This is a genomic window from Candidatus Glassbacteria bacterium (assembly GCA_019456185.1).
GTDB lineage: Bacteria > Gemmatimonadota > Glassbacteria > GWA2-58-10 > GWA2-58-10 > JAJRTS01.
Window position 1 is genome coordinate 50,210 of sequence record VRUH01000006.1, and the last position, 19,823, is coordinate 70,032.

Genomic DNA, 19,823 nt, shown 5'->3' on the forward strand with positions numbered 1-19,823 from the left:
ACAGGAGCTACTGCGAGCTGTTGATTTCGATCCTGACCGGGATGTCCTGCCGGCGGTACAGGCAGGTGCCGTTGAGATCCTCGCAGACGTAATACAGTGAATACGCCGGAACGACAACCGTGCCCCCGGCGTTTTCCGGGCATTTGATTTCGAATTCGAGCCTGCGGGTCTCCTGGCTGACCGGTTCCGGAGGTATGGGCACTGTCAGGTGACGGTTATCGACCTGCCACCCGTCCGGCGTGTCAATCCAGAAAACCAGGTCCTCCATCTCGTTGTTCCAGTGCGCCTTCTGTGACAGGTCCGGCCGGAGCACGACATGCACGCGGCCTGTTTCTCCCGGCGCCAGCGTTCCCGGCACGACAGTCACCTCGGCCCTGATCAGCCTCCGCTCATCGCGGAATATCCGCCCATCGGGGTCCGGACTCCGCAGCTCGGTCCCGCCGGCCTCGAACGACTCGGACGGGTAGGCGAACTCAGCGCCTCCGGGTTCCACCCGCAGGACCGAGGGCGTCTCGCCCCTGGCTTCGATCTCCCGCCTGGCCTGGTTGACCCAGTCGTAAAACGAATAGGGCTTATCCAGCCTGGGGCCGTACTGCTGGATCCGACGTCGCCAGATATACTGGTTCGGGTCGAGCTCCAGCGCCCTGCCCCAGTGGGAGATTGCAGCTTCGAAATCACCCTCCCGGCGATAATCCGAATCGTAGCGCGCGCGGTAAGCGGCGCCCAGCCGGAAGTGGGTCGGGCCGTGGTCCGGTTCCAGCTCAACCGCCTCGCGGTAGGCCTCGACAGCCCTGTCCAGCGCTTCATCCCCGCCCCAGAGGACCAGGGAGGCGGCGTAATTCCGCTGGTTGTCGGCGCTCCGGCCCGCATGCTCCTGAAGCCGGGCGAGATCGGGAGCTTCGGCCCGGACCGGCACCGGCCGTGTCGAGCCGACATAGTCTGTTTCCAGAAATCGGCTGTACTCTTCGTCGCTGGGACGAAGCGCGCGTACGATACCCTGTTCATCGATCAGGGCCGTAATCGGCACCGCCAGCACTTCGAGCAGGTTTTGCCGGTCGACCAGGATCGGCCAGTCCATCTGCTGCCACTGCATGAACAGGCGGGCCCTGTGGGGATGCTGTTCCTGGATGATCCCCACCATCTTGACGCGGCCCGCTGCCCTGTCTTCCTCGGTTTTTTTGTGCCACCCGGGCACGTGCTTGCGGCAGCCCGCTCACCAGGATGCGAAGATATGCAGCACGAGTTTCTGGCCGCGGTAAGCCGCCACCGAGAGCGGCCGGCCGTCATCGAGCGACGGGAACGGCAGGTCGGGGAACGGCTCGCCGACAGCGATCCGGGGAGCACCCGCGACAAACGACGTCATCCCCAAAAGCAGTGTCGAGAGCAGGACCACCGCGATCCTGAGAACATCTGTCATATCGGCCTCCACAGCCATGTAATACCACTCCGTGATGTCTGAGTTGCATTTATATAATAAATACCCCACTAGATTTCAAGAATCACCGCCCAGCCCGAGATTACCTGCCGAGAGCATCGACAACGGCCAGCCATCTGCCGGGGCCGACCTGCCAGGCGTCGACATGGTGCATCGCTTCGGCGTTCCAACCGCTGGAGGAAGCCTGGACCAGCGGAGTCTCAATCATCGTCTCCGCATAGTCGGTCGTGCTGAGAGTGGTGATCTCGAAAGCCAGCGCCCGGTTGCCATAGGTGGGATAACAGTCCTGGCCGATGCGGTAGAGCCTGCCATCGATTTCCAGCGGCCGGCCGGCCGGGCGGGCGGTGTCGAGGTTTTTCTCGATTACCGGACTTTGCGGGTGCTCGGTCCACGGCCCCATCAATTCGGCGGCATAAAACAGGCGCAGGGTCTCGTTGCCCAGCCGCGCGGCGAACATCCACCACATGTCGTCATGGCGGAAAATCGTCGGGCTGATGTAATGATCTCCGGAAATAATATCGCCCTGATATTGCCATTGATCGGGAAACGCGGTGGCCTTATAGAGCCGGACGGCAGTTTCCGTGTGGGCTTCGGGAGTCATGTAGTAGTCATCCTGCCATTTGAAAACGTAGGGGTAAGACAGGTCGTAAGGTTCATCGACAACTATCCGTCGGTGTTTCCAGTGCAGGCCGTCACTGCTTTCGGCCAGCCCGATCCCGCCCTCTTTCTTCTTGTCGCTCTTGGCCGTAAAAAACAGATAGTAGGCTGAATCTGTCGCGATCATGAACGGATGGGCGACAATGTTGACGTCGAGATCGGTGACATCCTCTCCTCGCAGTACCGGGTTGGTGACATTCGCCGGAGCGGACAGCTCGAAGGGCGACGGCCCGGTCAGCACGCCGATCGTCCAGGCGTTTTCCGCTTCCCGGTCGCCCGAGGACTGCGCCTGCCCGTCCTGACCGGCGCCGCAGCCGATGGCTGTCAAGTTCCCCAGCAGCAGTCCCCAGGCCAGGGCCGCGACCAGCCGCCTGCCGGTGGTTAATCCTGAAAATGAGCGTTTCATGTTTGAGCTCCCGTTACGAGTTCTCGGCTCAACCAGCCGATTATCAGCGGGTAAGATTTAACGTTGAATTGCAAGCTCGGTCAACCAGTGACTTAAATCGCTTATTTCCCCTGACACCTCCCGGAACTGTACCAGGCACCCTCAGATTCGATCGACTTCATCACCACTCATAAACAGTTGCACGATTTCCGGCTTGGTGACCTTGCCCATGTTGTTGCGGGGCAGATCGTCGAAAATCCGCATCCGGGCAGGCAGCTTGTATGCCGCGATTTTTTCCCTGGCCCACGAGCGAAGAGAATCCAGCGTTAAAGAGCCCCCGTCGGCGATCACAACCGCGGCGCTCACGCGCTCGCCCCATTCAGGATCCTCGACTCCGACCACGGCGCAATCCTTAATCCCGGGATGGGTCCGGAGCACCTCTTCGATTTCCAGCGCGGATACTTTGTAGCCGCCGGTTTTGATAATATCCACCGATTTCCGGCCGAGAATGCGGTAGTTGCCGTTTTCGACAACGGATACATCACCGGTGCAAAACCAGCCGTCGCGGAAGCTTTCCCGGGTAGCCCCGGGCTTTCTCCAGTATTCCGAAAAGACAGCGGGCCCCCTGACCTGAATCTCTCCCTGATCTCCCTGACTCACCACTTCCCCGTTTTCATCCACGAGCCTGACCTGCATATTCGGCAGGGGAGCGCCCACATAGCCCGGTACTCTGCTGCCGTTGAGCGGATTGGATAAAGCCATGCCGATTTCAGTCATTCCATAGCGCTCCAAGAGTACGTGCCCGCTGAGAGTCCGCCATTTTTCGATCATGCTGACCGGTGCGGCCGCCGACCCGGAAACCATCAGCCGCAACTGTTCACAGGCGGCGGACATGGTATCCCGCTCCTGCGGGGAAGCCGCATCCCAGAATGCAATGAGCTTTACATAAACGGTTGGAACGGCCATGAACAGCGTCAGATTTCCATTTATAATTCGGTCCCAGACTTCAGCGGCATCGAACTTTGGCAGGAATTCGCAGACCGCGCCTGTCCTGAGCGCGCAGGTGAGCACGTTAATGATCCCGTGGATGTGATGAAGGGGGAGCACGTTCAGGATGTGATCATCGGGGGACCAGCCCCAGGCTTCGATCAGCGACATCGCCTGGGCTTCGATATTATCATGGGTGGTGACGACTCCCTTGGGTTTTCCGGTCGAGCCGCTGGTGTAGAGAATCATCGCCCGCCGTGCGGAACTGATTTCGGGCAGCGAACCCGGTTCTGCTTCAAGCGCGTCGGTGGTCGAGACAAACCGCCGGTTTGTCTTCTCCGCGACCGGCCGAAGCTTCTCTTCAAACGCGGGATGGCAGAGCACAGTCGCCGCATCCGAGTCTGCGACAACGTATTCCAGCTCCGGCTGAGGATGGACTACGCAGAGCGGAACCGCGATTCCGCCGGCACGCCAGATTCCCCATTGGACGGCCACGTACTGAAAGCCGGGAGGGACCAGAAAGGCAATCCGCTGCTCCTCCAGATCTTTCTGGCGGTCAAGGAGACTCGACGCCACCCTGAGGGAGGCGTCCAGCAGTTCGCGGCAGGTATATGTTCTCCCTGAGGATATGACAGCGCGGCTTTCCAGGCTGCGTTGGGCGGTTGCGATGAGAGGAATATCAGGCATTTTGGACGTAAACCCGTTGAAGTTCACAGAGGACAGTGCGCTGTGTCAACCCATCAGTCCCCGTACAATCAGGAAAAACAGCGAAGGCACCACCAGGCAGCCCAGGCCCGTGTAAAAAGTAGCCGGCATCGCTCCGTAGGGCACCAGCTTGGGGTCCACCGCGCCGAGACCGGCCGCCACGCCGCTGGTGGTGCCCATCATCCCGCCGTAGATTACCGCCGACTGGGGGTTATTCAGTCCGATGAAATCCGCGACCAGCGGCGTGCTCAACATGACCAGAATCGATTTGACCAGACCGGCGGTGATGCTCAGCGCAATAATCTCGGAATTGGCCCCTAAGGCAGTACCAGTAACAGGTCCGACAATATAGGTTACCGCTCCAGCGCCGATAGTGGTGATTGCGACAGGATCGGTATAGCCGAATGCGAACGCCGTCAACGCGCCGACGGCAAAAGAAACGACCACGCCCAGCACCAAGGATACAATACCCGCCAGGCCTGCTTTGCGGAGCTCATCCAGGCCGGCTCCGAAAGCGGTGGAGACAATTGCGAGGTCCCGCAACATCGAGCCGCCCATTAAACCTATTCCCGCGAAGACCGCGATGTCGGCTATCCCTTTCTGGCCGCCTGTGAGTGCACCGCCGAGATAGGCAAGCAGCAAGCCGGTCGAGATAGCTATCGCCGATCCATGCAGTCTTCCATTTGTAAGTTTATTGGAGAGAAAGTAGGACAGATAAATAATAATTCCTACCAGAGCGAAAGCTGTTATCAGGCCGTTTTCAGCGAGCACCCGGCCGCAGATTTCAAGCAGTGTCTTCATGACGGATTCAGTTCGTCCTGTTGAATTTGCCGATCAGCATTACCATCACGAAACTCAAGACTACAGCGGCGGAACCGGCCAGGACCGCAACCGCGCCACCGGTGATCGCCGCCAGCACATTCTGCTGCGCCGCCATCGCGACAACCACGGGTATATACATCGCGCTCCAGAAGCCGATCCCTCTGCCGGTTCTTGCCTTCAGATTCAGCTCATCCTTATATCGCTCCGAGAGGAGAATCAGCAGGATCATCGAGATACCCACTCCACCGACATTGGCCTTCACTCCGATCAGCGCGCCCAGTGCCTCGCCGACTATCAGGCCGACCAGCATGCATCCTGATAAGATTGCTACCCCGTAAACTATCAAATCCGCTCCTTCCGATGGTTCGACAGCTTGCTAATATACCGGTCCGCAACCGATATCACTATCACTTTTTATGCAGGCCCTCCGGGGATGAAAGTTTTCGCTCGGAATCGAAAAAGAAGGCCATCTTTTGCTGTTTCAATTTTAATATGGAGAATGTCGGTATTTACTTGACTTTTCCCGTTGCGATTATCATTGTAAATATATCCGCAGATTATCGGTCAGGCTCCACTCGTTGATTTATCCCAGTTCAACCGCCCGGTTATTCCGGTTATTATAGTTAATGCCAGCCTCGTTTCTCTTAGCCCTGCCAGTCGCATAACGACTAATTTGGCTCAGGAGGTGCCATCCAGGATGCGGGCTTGTTGCTTCTGCTGTTCTGTTCTCAACACGATGGAGGAACCAACCATGAGGCAAGCACTGGCGTTTTCTTTGATGATCTCGTTTTTAGTAATTCTGCTTGGCTGCCAGCGAGATTCCAATCCGCTAGGGGTATTATCTTCGGAAGGTCCGACTTTAGCCGGCAAGGGGGGAGGTCCTGTAAACTACGACAACCCTAAAAAAGATTTGGTTAAAAAAGCTTCGAATGGGATTTATTATTTAGTTTCAAAAGATGCTGCTTGGCAAGCATTGCCAAGAGGAGCTGGTGCATTTGGAATGGGTAAGTTTTCTATCGAAAATGGTACTTTGACTATGCGTTTAGTTGCACATAGACTAACGCCAGGCAACTATTATACGGTGGAGCTAGTAGATAAGACAGGTGGTGGGTGGAATCCTTTTAGTGATGATAGATATAGTCGATTCTATGGACAAGCAGACGAAGATGGTAATGTTAAGATAAATTTCTCATGGGACATAAGTGGACATAGCAACATAGAATTGAACCTGAAGAATGCTGATAACGTCGCACTATTAGACCCATCAACATACGGGGTTCCAAGCGAGTGGATTCTTGGCACTGGACAAGGTTGGGATTCTATATTATTCGGAGCAACCCAATTGCTACCTTCCTAATCCAACTAACCCTAGTGACAGTTATAGGACGGCCCGAATTGTAGGGATAAAGTTACTCTTGCGATTCGGGCCTTTCTATTTCCCATTTTAAATTGGCGGTAATCCATGCTAAAACTGTACGTCTTCAGAACAAGTTGAACATTATGAGCTTATATCTGCGGCAATACGAATCTAATGAGCTGCCCCGCAGCAGAGTTGCGAGAAAATTTTTTCGATCAAACTTCGGTGAATAAACTGAAAAAGCACAAACCCGATCAATCGTTCCTTTACCCAAGATTATGTCCCGAGTTAACCCGGAGTCCCTGATTCAAGATTCTCCTTCCTAAACATCCGCCGAACAGGCAATATTCCATCATGGCCGCAGGACGAACGTCGTTTCAATTTTGCAAGCACCGGAGGATTCCATGCGTGGAGATACGGTTTTTCTGCTGCTGCTCGTCAGCTTTCTCCTGAGCGCCGCACCCCTGCTGACGGCCGAGGACCCGGCTCGTTCTCCTGTCCGGAAAATTCCGGCCTCCGGCAATGACTTGACTGTCGATGGCTCGCTGGAGGACAGAATCTGGCGCTACGCCGCCGGGATCCAACTGGAACCGGCGGAAAACGGTGTCCCTGCGGAGTTAAACGGGACAATTAAAGTAATCTCCCGCGGCGGCCGCCTCTGCCTGTCGGCTTTCCTCCCGGAGCCCGCCGGCAGGGTGCTGGCCAGGTCCATCGGTTATAACCCGGTTTGGGAACAAGACGCAGTCACGTCTCCGTTGGTAGAGGATATCCTGATTATAAAGCTTGCCACCGGGAGCGGTGAAAACGACCTGTCTGAACTGAAAATCGAGATTAATCCTCTGGGGGCCTGCCGCCTGGAGCGAAACGGCAGTCCCGTACCGGCTTCAGAGATACTCTCAGCGGCCGCGATTACAGACAGCGGCTGGAGCGTGGAATGCGCGATACCCTACGGCGAGCTCTATCAGGGAGACCGCTCCGGGGAAATCGAACTGGCTGTAACCCGGTTTCGCTCGAGGCGGCCCCTCGATCCCGCGTTCAGGTGGATTTCCTCTCCCGGCAACCGTCCAACCCGCTTAAAGCTTAATGACCATACCGGCGCTGAGAAAATCGACCCGCCAAAGCCGGCTCCCCCGGCAATGGGCAATACCGGCCCCGCTCTTCGCGTGGGCCGTGTCCAGGCAGTCCCCTCACTGGCTATTGATCCCGACGACCCGTTCTGGAACCGAATAAACGCCTTCCATCTGATGCGGAACGAACCCAACCCGCGTCAGCCCCGCTTCCCAACCGAAATCAAATGGGTGCACGACGGGAAGCGCCTGGCGATACTTTTTGCCTGTTCGGAAGACGCGCGGGTGGACTGTGACAACGGGACGCGGGACAGTAATATCGCCGGCGACGACCATGTGTGCATTTACCTCGCGACTACAGGGTCCTCTTTTATCGAAATTCAAATCAACCCGGTCGGGACGGTAAGGGACGCCAAAGGGCAGGGCCCGCATATGTTCAGGACAAGCTCTGGCGCATGGACCGGGGAGGTGGAAACAAACTACCTGATCAACAACGACGCCTGGTACCTGAGGGTGAACCTGCCGTTGGACCAGATTGCCGGGGAACTGGGCGAGACAGCTGTCCCGGAACAGTGGAGAGTGCTGCTGGGCAGGACCAGGAGGTCCAGAATAGGTGAAAACGAAGAGATAAGCACGAATCCGGTGATCGGCAATCCCTACCTGCTGGCTCCGGCAAGGTTCCGCGGGCTCGTGCTGAGCGGCCAAAACCCGGTGGATCTCATTCCCGATCAAAAAGACTCCCTCGGTTCCGGGCAAAACGGCATTGCCTCACAACTGGAAGCAACCGATTCGCACGTTTTTTCGAGAGTGGAAAGGAAATATCTCGAGATTACCGATATGCTCGACCGTTACCTCGAAGACAGGATAAAAACCATAGCCATCCAGGAGCACCGGCAGTGGGAGCAGGTCAAAACACTTCAGGATTGGGAGAAATTCCGGGATCTCAGGGTCGAGAAATTGAGAAAAACACTCGGTCCTTTGCCTGGGGACAAATGTCCCCTGTTGTACCAGGAATCCGGTTCACTCGAAGGCGAGGGTTATCAGGTAAAAAATGTTTCCTTTCAGAGCAGACCGGGATTCTTTGTCGCGGCCAACCTCTACCTGCCCGCTGAGCCGAAAGACGACATGCCCGGAATAGTCATTATCCCGAGCCATCACTATCCCAAGATTCAGGGCGAGTTGAAAGACAGCGGAATAGTCTGGGCCAGGTCCGGCTGCGCGGTGCTTGTCCTGGAAAGTCTCGGCTATGGTGAACGCGTGGAGGCCACACCCTGGTACCGTCAACCCTACCACTCGGAAAGCCAGCTTGAATTTCAACTCAACCTTATCGGCCAAAACAGGCTTGCCTGGATCGCCTGGGACGTGAGCAGGGCGGTCGATCTGTTTTTCGAGCTCGGCAATGTCGATCCCGACAAGCTGATCCTTATCGGCTCGGTAACCTGGGGCGGAGGGCGTCCGGCGGCGCTGGCCGGCCTGCTGGACGAACGATTCGATGCGGTGGTCCCGTTCAACTGGGGCAGGGTTTACTGGGAAAGCTATGGTATCCTCCGCAGTGCGGTCGACCACCTCACTCCCTGGCTTACCTGTGCCGCCATCGCTCCCAGAAAGTTCGTCTACGCCCACGAATTTTCCTGGGAGGGCGAGGAAGGGCACGCCCTCCCGTCGATCTCGGTTCCAGCCTGGCCGAGGTATGAGAAAGTGTATGGCCTCTACGATGCACGGGGCAATCTCAGCTCGGCGCAGGGAAAAGGACTGTTGCGGGTGAAGCAAACCATGGGCGACTGCTACAGCCTGGGATCGGTGCAGCGCAGGCCGCTGTACCGGATATTCAACGAATGGTTCGATATCCCGATGCCGTCAGATGAAGATCTCAACATCGAGCTCGACTCGTGGCTCACATTCGACGGCGCCAGAAAAGGCCTGGACGTTGTCAAGTTGAAGGAATCCCTGAGGAGAATGCCCGATACATTACTGCTTAGCATCACACCCCAGGTCGACGCGCGGCTCGACAGGAGAGCCCTGCACGAACTGGCGCGGGATTTCGCCGGCAGGCAGCTGAGAGCCGCCAGGAATAACTTGGCGCAAAGTAATTCAAATGATCTCAAGCTGAAACTGGCTGGGAGGATGGAAAGAGTTCTCGGCGATACCGGTCCGCCCTCCGTAGCGGATGCTCAAACACTGTGGAAAAAGTCGCTGGACGGCGCAGTAGTGGAAGCGCTCGAGCTTGAGCCGGAACCGGGGATTATGGTTCCTCTGCTGATAATCAAACCCGCGCAGGCTGCAAAAAGTCCACTGCCGCTGGTTGTTGGCCTGGCCGAGGGCGGCAAAGACCGGTTCCTCAAGCAGAGGAGCGGTGAAATCGAGAATTTATTGTCTCACGGGATCGCAGTATGCCTGCCTGATGTGCGGGGGACCGGCGAGACCGCTCCATCGCAGTACAACAGGAACCCGTACCTGTCGGACAGGGTAATGGACCTGGGAGAAACTCTTCTCGGGCAGCGGCTCAGGGACGTCCGCGCAGTGTTGGCCTTCCTGCGCCAGCGAGAGGACCTCGACAGCCGGAAAGTTGCGCTCTGGGGAGAGTCTTTCGCCCCGGTCAACGAAGACAATCTCTGGATCGACGAACTGTCCAGCTGGCCGATCGCGCCCAGGATTCAGCATTTTTCCAGTCCGCTGGGGGCGCATCTCGCCTTATTCACGGCTCTCCAGGAGGACGGTATCATGGCCGTGGCGGCGCGAGGAGCGATTGTGAGCTATCTGTCTCTGCTGGAAAGCAACATAACCTACACGCCGTTCGATATGGTGATTCCAAATGTATTCGAGGCGGGAGATATTAGCGACATATGCGCAAGCCTGGCTCCGATTCCCTTGCTGCTCGAAGGTGTTGTCGACGGCAGGAACCGGGCGGTGGGACCCGCCAGGCTGAAAGAAAAGATGAGAGACGTGTTAAATACTTACGGTGAAGCGGGAAAAACGGAGAACCTGCTGATCCGGACCAGGACCGGATCAGCAGAGCTCGTAAACTGGCTCGTAGCTCAACTCCGTTGAGATTGAGTTACACGCTGAACGGTTTTCAGCGCGATGCAAATCCTTATCCTCGCTCAGCAGACCTCGGCTATCGCGGCCAGGCACTGCTTGAGTGGTTGGACCGGTGCGGATGGCTCGCTTTCGTATTCCAGCGAAAAAGGCCCGTCGAAACCGATTTCCACCAGCCTGTTCATCATCCCGGGCAGGTCGAGCATCCCCTGGCCCACAACCCGGTCCGACCAGCCGTACTCATTGCTGTCGTCGGGCACCATGTCTTTGAGATGGACCATTCGCACGCGCTCGCCGAACTCCTCGACAACCGCCACCGGATTGACACCCGAGCGGCCGTAATGCCCGCTGTCGACACAGAGGCCGACCATGGGCGACAGGTCTTTTATCCGCTCGCGGAACATCTCCGGGGTGGCGTATAGTTCGTCTTCCGGGCCGTGGTTGTGGATTCCCACCGGGATGCCGTACTCGCCGGCCAACCTGTCGACCAGCGGCAGGGCGTCGTAGACCGGGTAGACGCTGATGGCGATAACCCCCAGCGTTCTGCCGAACTCGAATGCCTTTCTGGCCTGCGCCTCGTCGTTGGCCACCCGCTCCACCCCGAACGCATCGATTGTAATTCCGGCATCATCCAGTTTCGCCATCGTCTCCCGGACCACTCCCGCGTCCGAGTCAAGGGGCAGATGGACGCTCGGGGCCAGTTCGATGTGGCCGAGGTCCAGTTCTTTCATCCCGGCTATCATCCGGTCCAGGTCCCACTCCCGGAAACACCAGCTCTGCACACCCATCCTGAACCCGCAGTAAGCCTGCGATGCAGAATGTCCGGCCGGCACGGCGCTGCTCCCGGCGGGAGCCTTAGCGCCGCCGCAGGCCGCCAGCGCCGCGGCTCCCAGTATCCCGCCACCCAGACCGATAAAACCTCGCCTGGAAATTATTCGTCCGGACTCATTCATTGCGGCTCCCACGTAATAAGATGGTTAACATTTTTTCCTGATCAGTACTTACCACGCCTGTTGAATTACCTCAGTTCCCTGACATACACGTTGCAGAACTGCAGATGGTCGCCGTGGTGCTGCAGGGCGACCGGTCCGCGCGCAGGCATTCCGGGCAGTTCCGCGGCCCGGATAACGTGCTTTCCGTTAAGCTCCACGTTCAGCACGCTGCCCGCCACCGTTATCTCGAACCTGTTCCACTCTCCGACAGGGTTATCCGCGTTCATAACCGGGGTCACCGCCCGTCTCACTTCCGGGGGCATGCTCAGGTCGGTGCGGTAACCGTATACCTCGCCGGAACCGACCGGCAGGTTCCAGATATTGACCTGGCTTTTGGAGCTGCCGCGCAGGTAAATTCCGCTGTCACCTGCATTCATCACCGAGGCGGTCAGCGAGTCCCCGTTCTCCTCGAGCGCCACGCTGCCGTCGGGCAGGATGATGAACCAGTCCTTGAGGGACGGCTCACCGGCCAGTCGCCAGTCGACGATCATCGCGAAATCTTCGAACTCCCCTTCACTCCACAGGTTTTTCTCCTCGCGCTCAGCCTCGCTCTGGCCGTCATAGTTTATCACGTTATCCTCGACCGTCCAATGCCCCTCGTGGCCCGCCACCCATTTCCAGCCGCGGAAGTCCAGCCCGTTGTACAGGCTGCTATATCCCCGGTCTTCCTGCGCCACCACCTCGGGCGGGAGCGGCGAGGACGGCAGTTCGGCGATCCGGATATTCCTGAAATGCACCTCGCTGCCCTCGCTCTCCAGGCAGATATACCCTTTGCGCGGGTTGCAGTTGAAAGCCCTTGTAACCAGGTCGCCGTTGACATGCAATTCCACCATGCCGTCCTTGCTCACTACCCGGTAGCGGTTCCACTCTCCGGTGGGGTTCATCCGGTCCCGGCTGGGCAATGCGCGCATCCAGCCCCGGGGGTGACGGTTTTCCGGGATAAGCGAAGCGCCCTTGATCGCGAACACATCGCCGGCATTGCCGTCCATGATCTGCACCTCTATCGAACGCGAGAAGGGCGAACCGACCGCCGGCAGGTCATCGGAGTGGATGAACAGCCCGGCATTGCCGCCGGCTTTGGTGTGACGCCACTCGAGTTCGAGTACGTAGTTTTCGTACATCTTTTCCGTACGCAGGATACCCATGGGCAGGCCGGTGCAGACAATCATCCCGTCGCCGACGGTCCAGGTCTCCGGAGCGCAGTTGACATTTACCCAGCCCCGCAGGCTGCCGCCGTCGAAGAGCGGCGTGAACTTCTCCGGCGCGCTCCGTGATGAACCGCAGGTAAGCACAAGGTACGAACCGAAAGCGAGCAGCAGCAGAGCGGTTAAACGTTTCATGGTTTGAATCCTCCAGCCGTAAGGGTATGAATGGATTGCGCTAGATGGACCGGGTTAAAAGCCGATGCCCGGAAGGAATAACAATGAAGCCCGTTCATGTCACTTCACAAGCAGGCATTCCCCCTGCTCCAGAATGTGGTAACGCTCCTGGAGCGTGCGCGAAAGGTGCGTCCTCACTTCGACGGGGTATCCGTTCGCCCAGTAACGGTTCTCCGGCGTCTGCCGGTAGGTGTCGCGGTGCTGCGGCAGGATGTAATCCGGTTCCAGTTCGTTGATCAGGATAACCGACTGGCGAATGTGCATGTTGTGTTCGGTGGGCGAGAAAAAGAGGACGTCCACATTTTCCAATTCCAGGTGATCCTGCAGCAGGATGGAATCGCCGGGCTGCAGGAAAGTTTTCCCGCCGATCGTGATCAGGTATCCGCAGTCCTCAAAATTAGCTTTACTGTGAAGCGAAAATTGCTTGTGTCCGTGGAGCGCCCGTATCGGCAGCACGCGGACACCCTGGATTTCGAATGGTTCTCCCGGTACAGCCACCCGGATGCGGTCTTCGGGTATTCCGAGTTCCCGTGCCTTGGCCACGCAGTTTTGCGGAACGACAAACATGCAGTCCGAGCTCCGGGCCAGTTCCCGCGACACTTTATTGTTGAAATGATCACCATGCTCGTGAGTGACGAATGAGATGTCCAGTTCCCCCGCCAGTTCCGCGGTAGTGACGGGTGAGCGCTGGATACGGTCCGCCGCTTCGAGAACCAGGTCCGTCCCGAGCAGAACCCCTCCCGCCTTGATCAGCCAGCCGTTATGACCGGTCCACCAGACAGCCACGCCGTCTTCGTGAGCACGGATTTCGGCGAGGATCTGCCTGGAGGGAAGAAGGTCTGCCGGCATCCCCTGCGCGAATACCCAAATGGGTAAGCCCACTGATAAGAGTACCGCATAAAAACGTCCGGCAGCAGTCATTAGTACTCTCCATTCAAAATGGATGCTGCATTCGGTGATGTCCGGACTAGTCCAGAAAATCAGGAATTGAGCTGGCGGTCCGGTTAATTTTTCAGCGGCTGTGAGTCTGAACGCAGACTTCGTAACGGCCCTTTGCAACCAGCCCCTGAACGGTACAACCAAAAAGATGAGAACTCAAGTGGCCTGTGCCGATAACGGGATCAGTCAAAAAAGGAGGGCGGGAGATTTATCAGGTATTTTAGTACGAATTATAATTAGTGGAAGCTTCAGCGGAAATGCCCAAAACCGACGTATCGCTAAACTCCATTCAGCAATATTATCAGCTCTGGAGTCAATCAACCATTTCAGTGGAGCAGATTGAAAGCCAAACCGGCCAGAAAGGCGCCGGCCATCGTATAGGCTAAGTAGACCGCGACAGTTCTGCTGCCGAATCCTTCACGGAAGGCATAAAGGGCGGATATTTTGGTTGCCGGTCCGGAGATGAAAAAGGCCAGCACGGCACCGCTGCTGAGCCCGAGTTCATTGAGCGCTTCCATGATCGGAATTGACGCTCCGCCGCACTGGTAGAACGGCACGCCCAGCGCAATGGCGATCAGGATAGCGGAATAGCCGGAGTCGGAGAACAGGGACCGGACAAGCTCGGGAGGGACCAGGGCTTTTATCGCGGCGCCGAGCAGCAGGCTCACGCTGAAAATTTTCAGGATGAACCAGCTCTGCCGTCGCAGGGAGAGCGCGAATGGTTTTCCGAAACTTCGCGGAGCGCTGTCTGTCAGACTGTCCACAGTCCTAAGAGGGAAACGTCCCTCGATTTTTCTGTAAATCAAGCCGGCACCGGCGCCAAGACAAAAAGCCGACAACGCGCGCCCGCAAGCCATCGCCGGACCGAAAGCGCCGTAGGTAAGCAAAAACAGGTTGGGGTCGATCAAAGGACAGGCAACCAGGAATGAGATGACCGGCGAGGCGGGAATCCCGGTCGAGAGCAGAACCGCCGAAAACGGGACGGCGAGGTAAACCGGCAGCGGCGCGGCCATACCGGCCAGAGTTGCGACAGCGATTGCAGCGGTCGTCCCGGCGCGGAGGATAGCAATTTTCGGCAGGCGGAAAATGAGCCGCTGCAGCAGAGCGATTACGACAATCCCCGCGCAAAGATAAGGGAGCAGCTCAAGCGCCAGTTCCCAGAAATTCTCCAGGATACGGTAAGTATAGGTTCTGAAAAAAACCGTATTGAATCGATCTAGCAGGTTCAATCGGCATTCCCCGCAGGCAGACAACATGGACGCGCCTGCTCCGCAGCCTTGTTTTACTGGTTGCTCTGACTTAGCGATTTCAGCAGGCCCAGCAGGTCGAAAATATCCACCCGGCCATCCGCATTGAAGTCGTATTCAGGGTCCTGGTTGTTACTGCGCAACTCCGTCAACAGTCTCAGCAGGTCGAATATATTTACCGCACCGTCCCCGTCGTAATCTCCGTTTGCACGTTCCGGTTCGACAGCCGTGGTGAACCGTATCTGCGCAAGCCGGTTACCGGCGTAGGATACATTCGTGTCCGGCTCGCAGACATTCAGGCTGAACCGGCATACTCCGAATGTTTGTTTTACCTTGACCAGCACCCTGTTGACTCCTGCTTCGACCTGGATGCCCACAACATCGTTCGGCAGCCTGTGCTGACGGACTCCGCCATCGTACTCGTATACCGGTCGGCCGTTGAGCCAGACTTCCATGTTTCCGTCGGAGCCGGCCCACAGAAGCGCATCGCGTTTTTCCGGCGCTTCGAGATAGCTGAACGCATAGTAAACACAGTCGACTGAGTCCTGGAAAAAGCCGGCCGGATCGATCAGGTCATCGTAAAAGAATACCGCCTCGCTCCATCCGTCCCTCCCGGGCGCAGGCTCCGCGTCCTCCTCGCCGCCGGGCAGGTCCGCATCGGCCATGTACGCGACAAAATACGGACCGTTCAACAGCCAGATCCGGTTACTCTGGCCGTAATAGGGATAGGCCTTGTTTTTCACCGCGGCATCCATCTGCTTAGCGGCCTTGACAAACGGGCTTGCCGACTCTTCGATCGTATTTCCGCTAATCGCGATCTTATCCTGTTGATTCTGCCCCATGCCGGCCAGGGCGGCCAGGGTGATATGCTCGATGTCGTCCGGGTTGAAATCCATCAGCCGCGCGCAGACCGCATCGACGCTGACAATATCGACCCCGGCCACGATCATGTTGCGCCGCCGGGCTGTCCCGGAGGCAAACTTGGTCTTTTCCTTACCCACGACAGCATCGACCACTACGAAATCGCAGCCGGCCGTCTGCGCCACATCCACAAAATTTTTCTGCAGGATGGTGGCCGAGTGGCCCAGACCTCTGCCGTTATTGTTGTACCCCTGGTCCTTGGACCAGCCGTATTCCATGCCCGGCAGCACCCCGACATAGTTTTTGAGACCCACGGTGATGCCTGTGGTATGGACTTTCATCACGGGTACATTGATGAAAAAATCGGCGTCCAGCACTGTTTTGGGCAGATAGAAAACCGTCTGGGCGTCGGAGAGTCTCGGCGAGGCCGCCGTGGTGACCTCCACCTCGTCGTAATTCAGATCCACCCAATTCAGATTCAGGTCCGGGTAAGATGGATCGCCCCGGAGAGATTCGATCATTTCCTGGTAACCCGACACCACATAACCGTCCGATCCCAGCGACCAGGGGGGGGCATATGGCGTCCCCGGCCGGGCCCAGCCGCCGGCGCCCTCGGCCACGATAATTTCGAACTCGGGGTTGATCCGGTAGAGCATCAGGACCAGGGCTTTAACGACCCGCCAGTCGGTGATCGCGCCATTGCCCCGGTAGGTTGGCTCCACGATGTTGGGCTTGATTACGATTTTGCGGTCATCCTGGTCCAGATAAGCCTCCAGGCCGCCGGCAAGAGTCACGGCCTGCTCAACCATCGCGGCCACCTGGTCGTAGCTCAGGCTTTCAGAAACAGGCGCCGGCTCGCTCAGGGAGTTGTTGTCGCTGCGCACGATTGCAACCGTGCTCGATTTATCCGGATCGTAACGCCATTCCGAATACCAGCACCAGCGGGTGTGCTGAACCGCCAGCTGAGACCAGACAATATAGTCGACAACGACCAGGGCGAGGATTATCGACAGCAGGATTTTATTTTTGCGGGAAATCAAAGTCATAATCTCTGGCGAAAGGAGAACCCGGCCGTTGAAAAACCAGCTCTGCTGAATTCCAAATCAGAACAGGATGAGAATGGTATTTCAAAGGTATCGGCTGATATGCTGTCAAACAAGGAAAAACACTCGTCTACCGATGGTTCATCAATGAGCGGAGCCTATCTTTTGTCTCACATGAAATAACGTGTTGCAAGGCTAAAAGTTGTTAAAGATTTTCAGTTGCCTGTTAATTATTATCTCTTTAACATCACTGTTTTCTCCGCTCCGGCCAACCGGGTATCAATCAAGCGGATTGCCTGCGGGGATGATGCCGGCAGTGTCTTCGTTTAAAAAATCCCTCGGAAGAAACCCGCACGCTGTTCAAAGTAAACAGCCGCGCTGCTCTTTTATCCTTCGATAATCTTACAACCGGTAAACAGATAACTCAAGAGGACAGCTGCGCCTCTCCGCCGTGGGCCTGGTTAGTCAACTCAGTCGCTGTCAACGCTGCGGACAGGAGCGTTCAGGAAACGATTTGACTGTTGTGCTATTTATGTTAGATCCATACCTTAATAACTACCTCTTCTGGCTTAGTGCTTGATTTCTCCGGGCCGGAGCCACTGCATGGCCCAATACTTCTAAAGCTTTAACGGGGTGATCGGGATGAATCACAAAACAGGCTGTTTTGTCCTCGCGATACTGATGCTTGTCTTTGGAATGAGCGGAGTTTCCGCCGGCGCGGAATTGTCACTGCGCGCCAGAGGATACAGCGTGCTGCCCTGTCCCCAGCAGGCGGAACTCGGAGAGCGTGATATCGAAATCGATGAAAGCTGGGAAGTCGTTTGCCGTGCCGGCAATGACCATATCGCGTTCAAGCGCCTGATGCGGGGGGCCGACCAACTCCACGGGCTGGCGTTCGAGGGCGGCGGTGGAAAAATCGTTCTGCTTATCTCTCCCGGCGCGGTTGAGGATGGACCGCAGGCAGGCTCGGCAGATCAGGCATACCGAATCGATATCGGGCAAGACTCTGTGACAGTTACCGGTAACGCCGGACAAGGACTGCTCTATGGCGTCCAGACATTCCTGCAGTTGTTGAGACCTGCGCGCGGCGGCGGATGGACCGTTCCGGCGGGCACTGTTACCGACTGGCCCAGGCTGGAGATGCGTTTCGTCCACTGGGATACCAAGCACCATCAGAACAGGATCGAAACCCTGAAGCGCTACGTTGACTGGGCCGCATATTTCAAGGTCAATGCAATCGGATTCGAGCTGGAGGACAAATATGAGTACCCGACCCATCCCGTTATCGGCGCTCCCGGGGCCTATCGCAAGGAACAGATGCAGGATTTGACCCGCTACGCCCTGGAGCGTTACATACAGCTTATCCCTCAGATCCAATCACCGGCCCATATGGCATACGTTTTAAAACACGACCAGTTTGCCGGTTTCAGGGCCGATGGGAATAATTACCAGATTTGCCTCTGTGACGAAGATGCCGTCCAGTTGATATTCGATATGTACGCGGATATGATCGAAGCGACACCCGGAGTAGAGTATTTTCACGTGTCCACGGATGAAATCTACTACGCAGGCATTTGCGGCAAGTGCCGAAAAGCGCGGCCATACAACGATGAAAACCGCAGTTTGACCTGGGTCGAGTTCGTCAACCGTGCGTTTGACTGGCTGGAGCAGCGTGAGCGCAGAATGCTGTGCTGGGTTGAGTATCCCCTGCTCCAGGACCATATCCGGCTGCTGCCCCGGGGGCTGATAAACGGCGTAACCCACGCCGGCAGGAGCGACAGCTGGAACCGGGGACTGGAAAAGGCCGGCGTGGAACAGCTCATCTACAGCAGTCAGCAGGGCGGCGAACTGCTGGTGCCCAACTATTTCCCGTCAACGTTCAGCTACCGGGGCAACCCGATATCCGGCAGATTGAGTGCGGCGGCAAGCTCGGTAAACGATGTGCTCGGCCGTGGTGTCAAAGTGATCGGGACCTACGCCGCCGCCTGGGATGACAGCGGCCTTCATGATGAACTCTTCTGGCTGGGCTGGGCGACAGTCACCCAATACGGCTGGTCGCCGCAGGGGCCTTCCGTCGAACAGAATGCAGCCGATTTCATGGATGTTTTTTACGGCAGCGGCAATCATGATATGATCGAGGCCTACCGTACGCTGATGGAGGGCGCCAGGTTCTATGAAAACGCCCTGGACCGTGTTCCCGCCAGTCGCCTGAAGCCATCCTACGGAAGTTATGCCCGCAAGGGCCGCGACACGACACGGATCGACCTCACCCTGGAGCCGCCGCAGTTCCCTTTCAGCTACGACATGACCCTGGTGACCGAAGACAATTTCAGCCGCAAATACGCCAGGCAGCTTGAGATGGCGCCCGAGATGTCTATCAGGCTGGATCAGCTGATCCATTTCCTCAGCGGCAAGCTGGCCAGTGTCGACCGCAACCGCTACAACGTCGAGGTCATGCTTTCCATCGCGCGGTTCGAAAAGCACTTCTGCAGGATGCTGCTCGACCTTTACGAAGTGGAAAAACTGCTGCATAGCGCGTCCCTGGCGCTGAAGCAGGAGAGGGAGGAGGAGGTTGTCGGAATCATGGCCCGGACTCACGCTGTTGTGGCAGGGATACTCGAGGACCGGGCCGTGATGTGGAGCGGCCTCAAAAACACTTGGGAGAAAAGCAGGTACGAGAAAGGCCGCAGTGCCGGCGGGCGGCAGTTCGTCCACGTGCTCGACGACCTGAAGGACCACCGCGCCGACCGCCGGCCGGGTCTGGACTACATGCTGGAACCCCTGGAAAATATCGGTCTCGAACGCTGGAATACTCGCTTTGCGGAGTTCATCCGCAACTTCGCCGCCGGGACCGGCCTGGAACCGCCGGCCTTGGGAGATTGACCGCCCGGCTCCCGCCGGCTGGATCGAA

At 57.3% G+C, this 19,823-nt stretch carries 14 protein-coding genes; 3 read left to right on the top strand and 11 right to left on the bottom strand.

Annotation, left to right across the window (positions count from 1 at the left end; all coding sequences use genetic code 11):
• Window positions 1-7 precede the first annotated feature (7 nt).
• The 6 genes from FVQ81_03760 to madL all read right to left on the bottom strand — a co-directional run bounded on the left by FVQ81_03760 (window position 8) and on the right by madL (window position 5,337).
• Entirely contained in the window at window positions 8-1,093 is a 1,086-nt protein-coding gene (locus tag FVQ81_03760; GenBank protein ID MBW7995688.1) for a hypothetical protein, read from the bottom strand.
• Between the two features lie 120 nt (window positions 1,094-1,213).
• Window positions 1,214-1,435 carry a hypothetical protein gene (locus FVQ81_03765; GenBank protein MBW7995689.1) on the bottom strand — a complete coding sequence of 74 codons (222 nt, stop codon included), beginning with the start codon at window positions 1,433-1,435 and terminating at the stop codon, window positions 1,214-1,216.
• Between the two features lie 82 nt (window positions 1,436-1,517).
• The gene (locus FVQ81_03770) at window positions 1,518-2,498 is read right to left on the bottom strand and encodes a hypothetical protein (protein ID MBW7995690.1); all 981 of its coding nucleotides are present in this window, start codon (window positions 2,496-2,498) and stop codon (window positions 1,518-1,520) included.
• 141 nt (window positions 2,499-2,639) lie between these two features.
• Entirely contained in the window at window positions 2,640-4,151 is a 1,512-nt protein-coding gene (locus FVQ81_03775) for an AMP-binding protein (GenBank protein ID MBW7995691.1), read from the bottom strand.
• A gap of 45 nt (window positions 4,152-4,196) precedes the next feature.
• A complete protein-coding gene (gene madM, locus FVQ81_03780; GenBank protein ID MBW7995692.1) occupies window positions 4,197-4,970 on the bottom strand; it encodes a malonate transporter subunit MadM in 774 nt (257 codons plus the stop codon).
• 7 nt (window positions 4,971-4,977) lie between these two features.
• Window positions 4,978-5,337 (bottom strand): malonate transporter subunit MadL, encoded by a 360-nt coding sequence (gene madL / locus FVQ81_03785; protein ID MBW7995693.1) that lies wholly within the window; start codon window positions 5,335-5,337, stop codon window positions 4,978-4,980.
• Between the two features lie 405 nt (window positions 5,338-5,742).
• On the opposite strand from madL, the gene FVQ81_03790 reads away from it, so the two are divergent.
• Both FVQ81_03790 and FVQ81_03795 read left to right on the top strand, forming a co-directional pair.
• Complete coding sequence (locus FVQ81_03790) at window positions 5,743-6,348, top strand: hypothetical protein (protein MBW7995694.1); 606 nt, start codon at window positions 5,743-5,745, stop codon at window positions 6,346-6,348.
• 404 nt (window positions 6,349-6,752) lie between these two features.
• Window positions 6,753-10,463 carry a hypothetical protein gene (locus tag FVQ81_03795; GenBank protein ID MBW7995695.1) on the top strand — a complete coding sequence of 1,237 codons (3,711 nt, stop codon included), beginning with the start codon at window positions 6,753-6,755 and terminating at the stop codon, window positions 10,461-10,463.
• A gap of 53 nt (window positions 10,464-10,516) precedes the next feature.
• On the opposite strand, the gene FVQ81_03800 is transcribed toward FVQ81_03795, so the two are convergent.
• From FVQ81_03800 to FVQ81_03820, 5 genes are all read right to left on the bottom strand, one after another.
• The gene (locus tag FVQ81_03800) at window positions 10,517-11,404 is read right to left on the bottom strand and encodes a sugar phosphate isomerase/epimerase (protein MBW7995696.1); all 888 of its coding nucleotides are present in this window, start codon (window positions 11,402-11,404) and stop codon (window positions 10,517-10,519) included.
• A gap of 65 nt (window positions 11,405-11,469) precedes the next feature.
• Window positions 11,470-12,783 (bottom strand): DUF1080 domain-containing protein, encoded by a 1,314-nt coding sequence (locus tag FVQ81_03805; GenBank protein ID MBW7995697.1) that lies wholly within the window; start codon window positions 12,781-12,783, stop codon window positions 11,470-11,472.
• Between the two features lie 99 nt (window positions 12,784-12,882).
• The gene (locus FVQ81_03810) at window positions 12,883-13,743 is read right to left on the bottom strand and encodes an MBL fold metallo-hydrolase (GenBank protein ID MBW7995698.1); all 861 of its coding nucleotides are present in this window, start codon (window positions 13,741-13,743) and stop codon (window positions 12,883-12,885) included.
• Between the two features lie 344 nt (window positions 13,744-14,087).
• On the bottom strand, window positions 14,088-15,017 hold the full coding sequence (locus FVQ81_03815; GenBank protein ID MBW7995699.1) for a hypothetical protein: 930 nt from the start codon (window positions 15,015-15,017) through the stop codon (window positions 14,088-14,090).
• A gap of 26 nt (window positions 15,018-15,043) precedes the next feature.
• On the bottom strand, window positions 15,044-16,915 hold the full coding sequence (locus FVQ81_03820) for a DUF362 domain-containing protein (GenBank protein MBW7995700.1): 1,872 nt from the start codon (window positions 16,913-16,915) through the stop codon (window positions 15,044-15,046).
• 639 nt (window positions 16,916-17,554) lie between these two features.
• Between FVQ81_03820 and FVQ81_03825 the strand changes: the two genes are divergently transcribed.
• On the top strand, window positions 17,555-19,795 hold the full coding sequence (locus tag FVQ81_03825) for a family 20 glycosylhydrolase (GenBank protein ID MBW7995701.1): 2,241 nt from the start codon (window positions 17,555-17,557) through the stop codon (window positions 19,793-19,795).
• Window positions 19,796-19,823 lie beyond the last annotated feature (28 nt).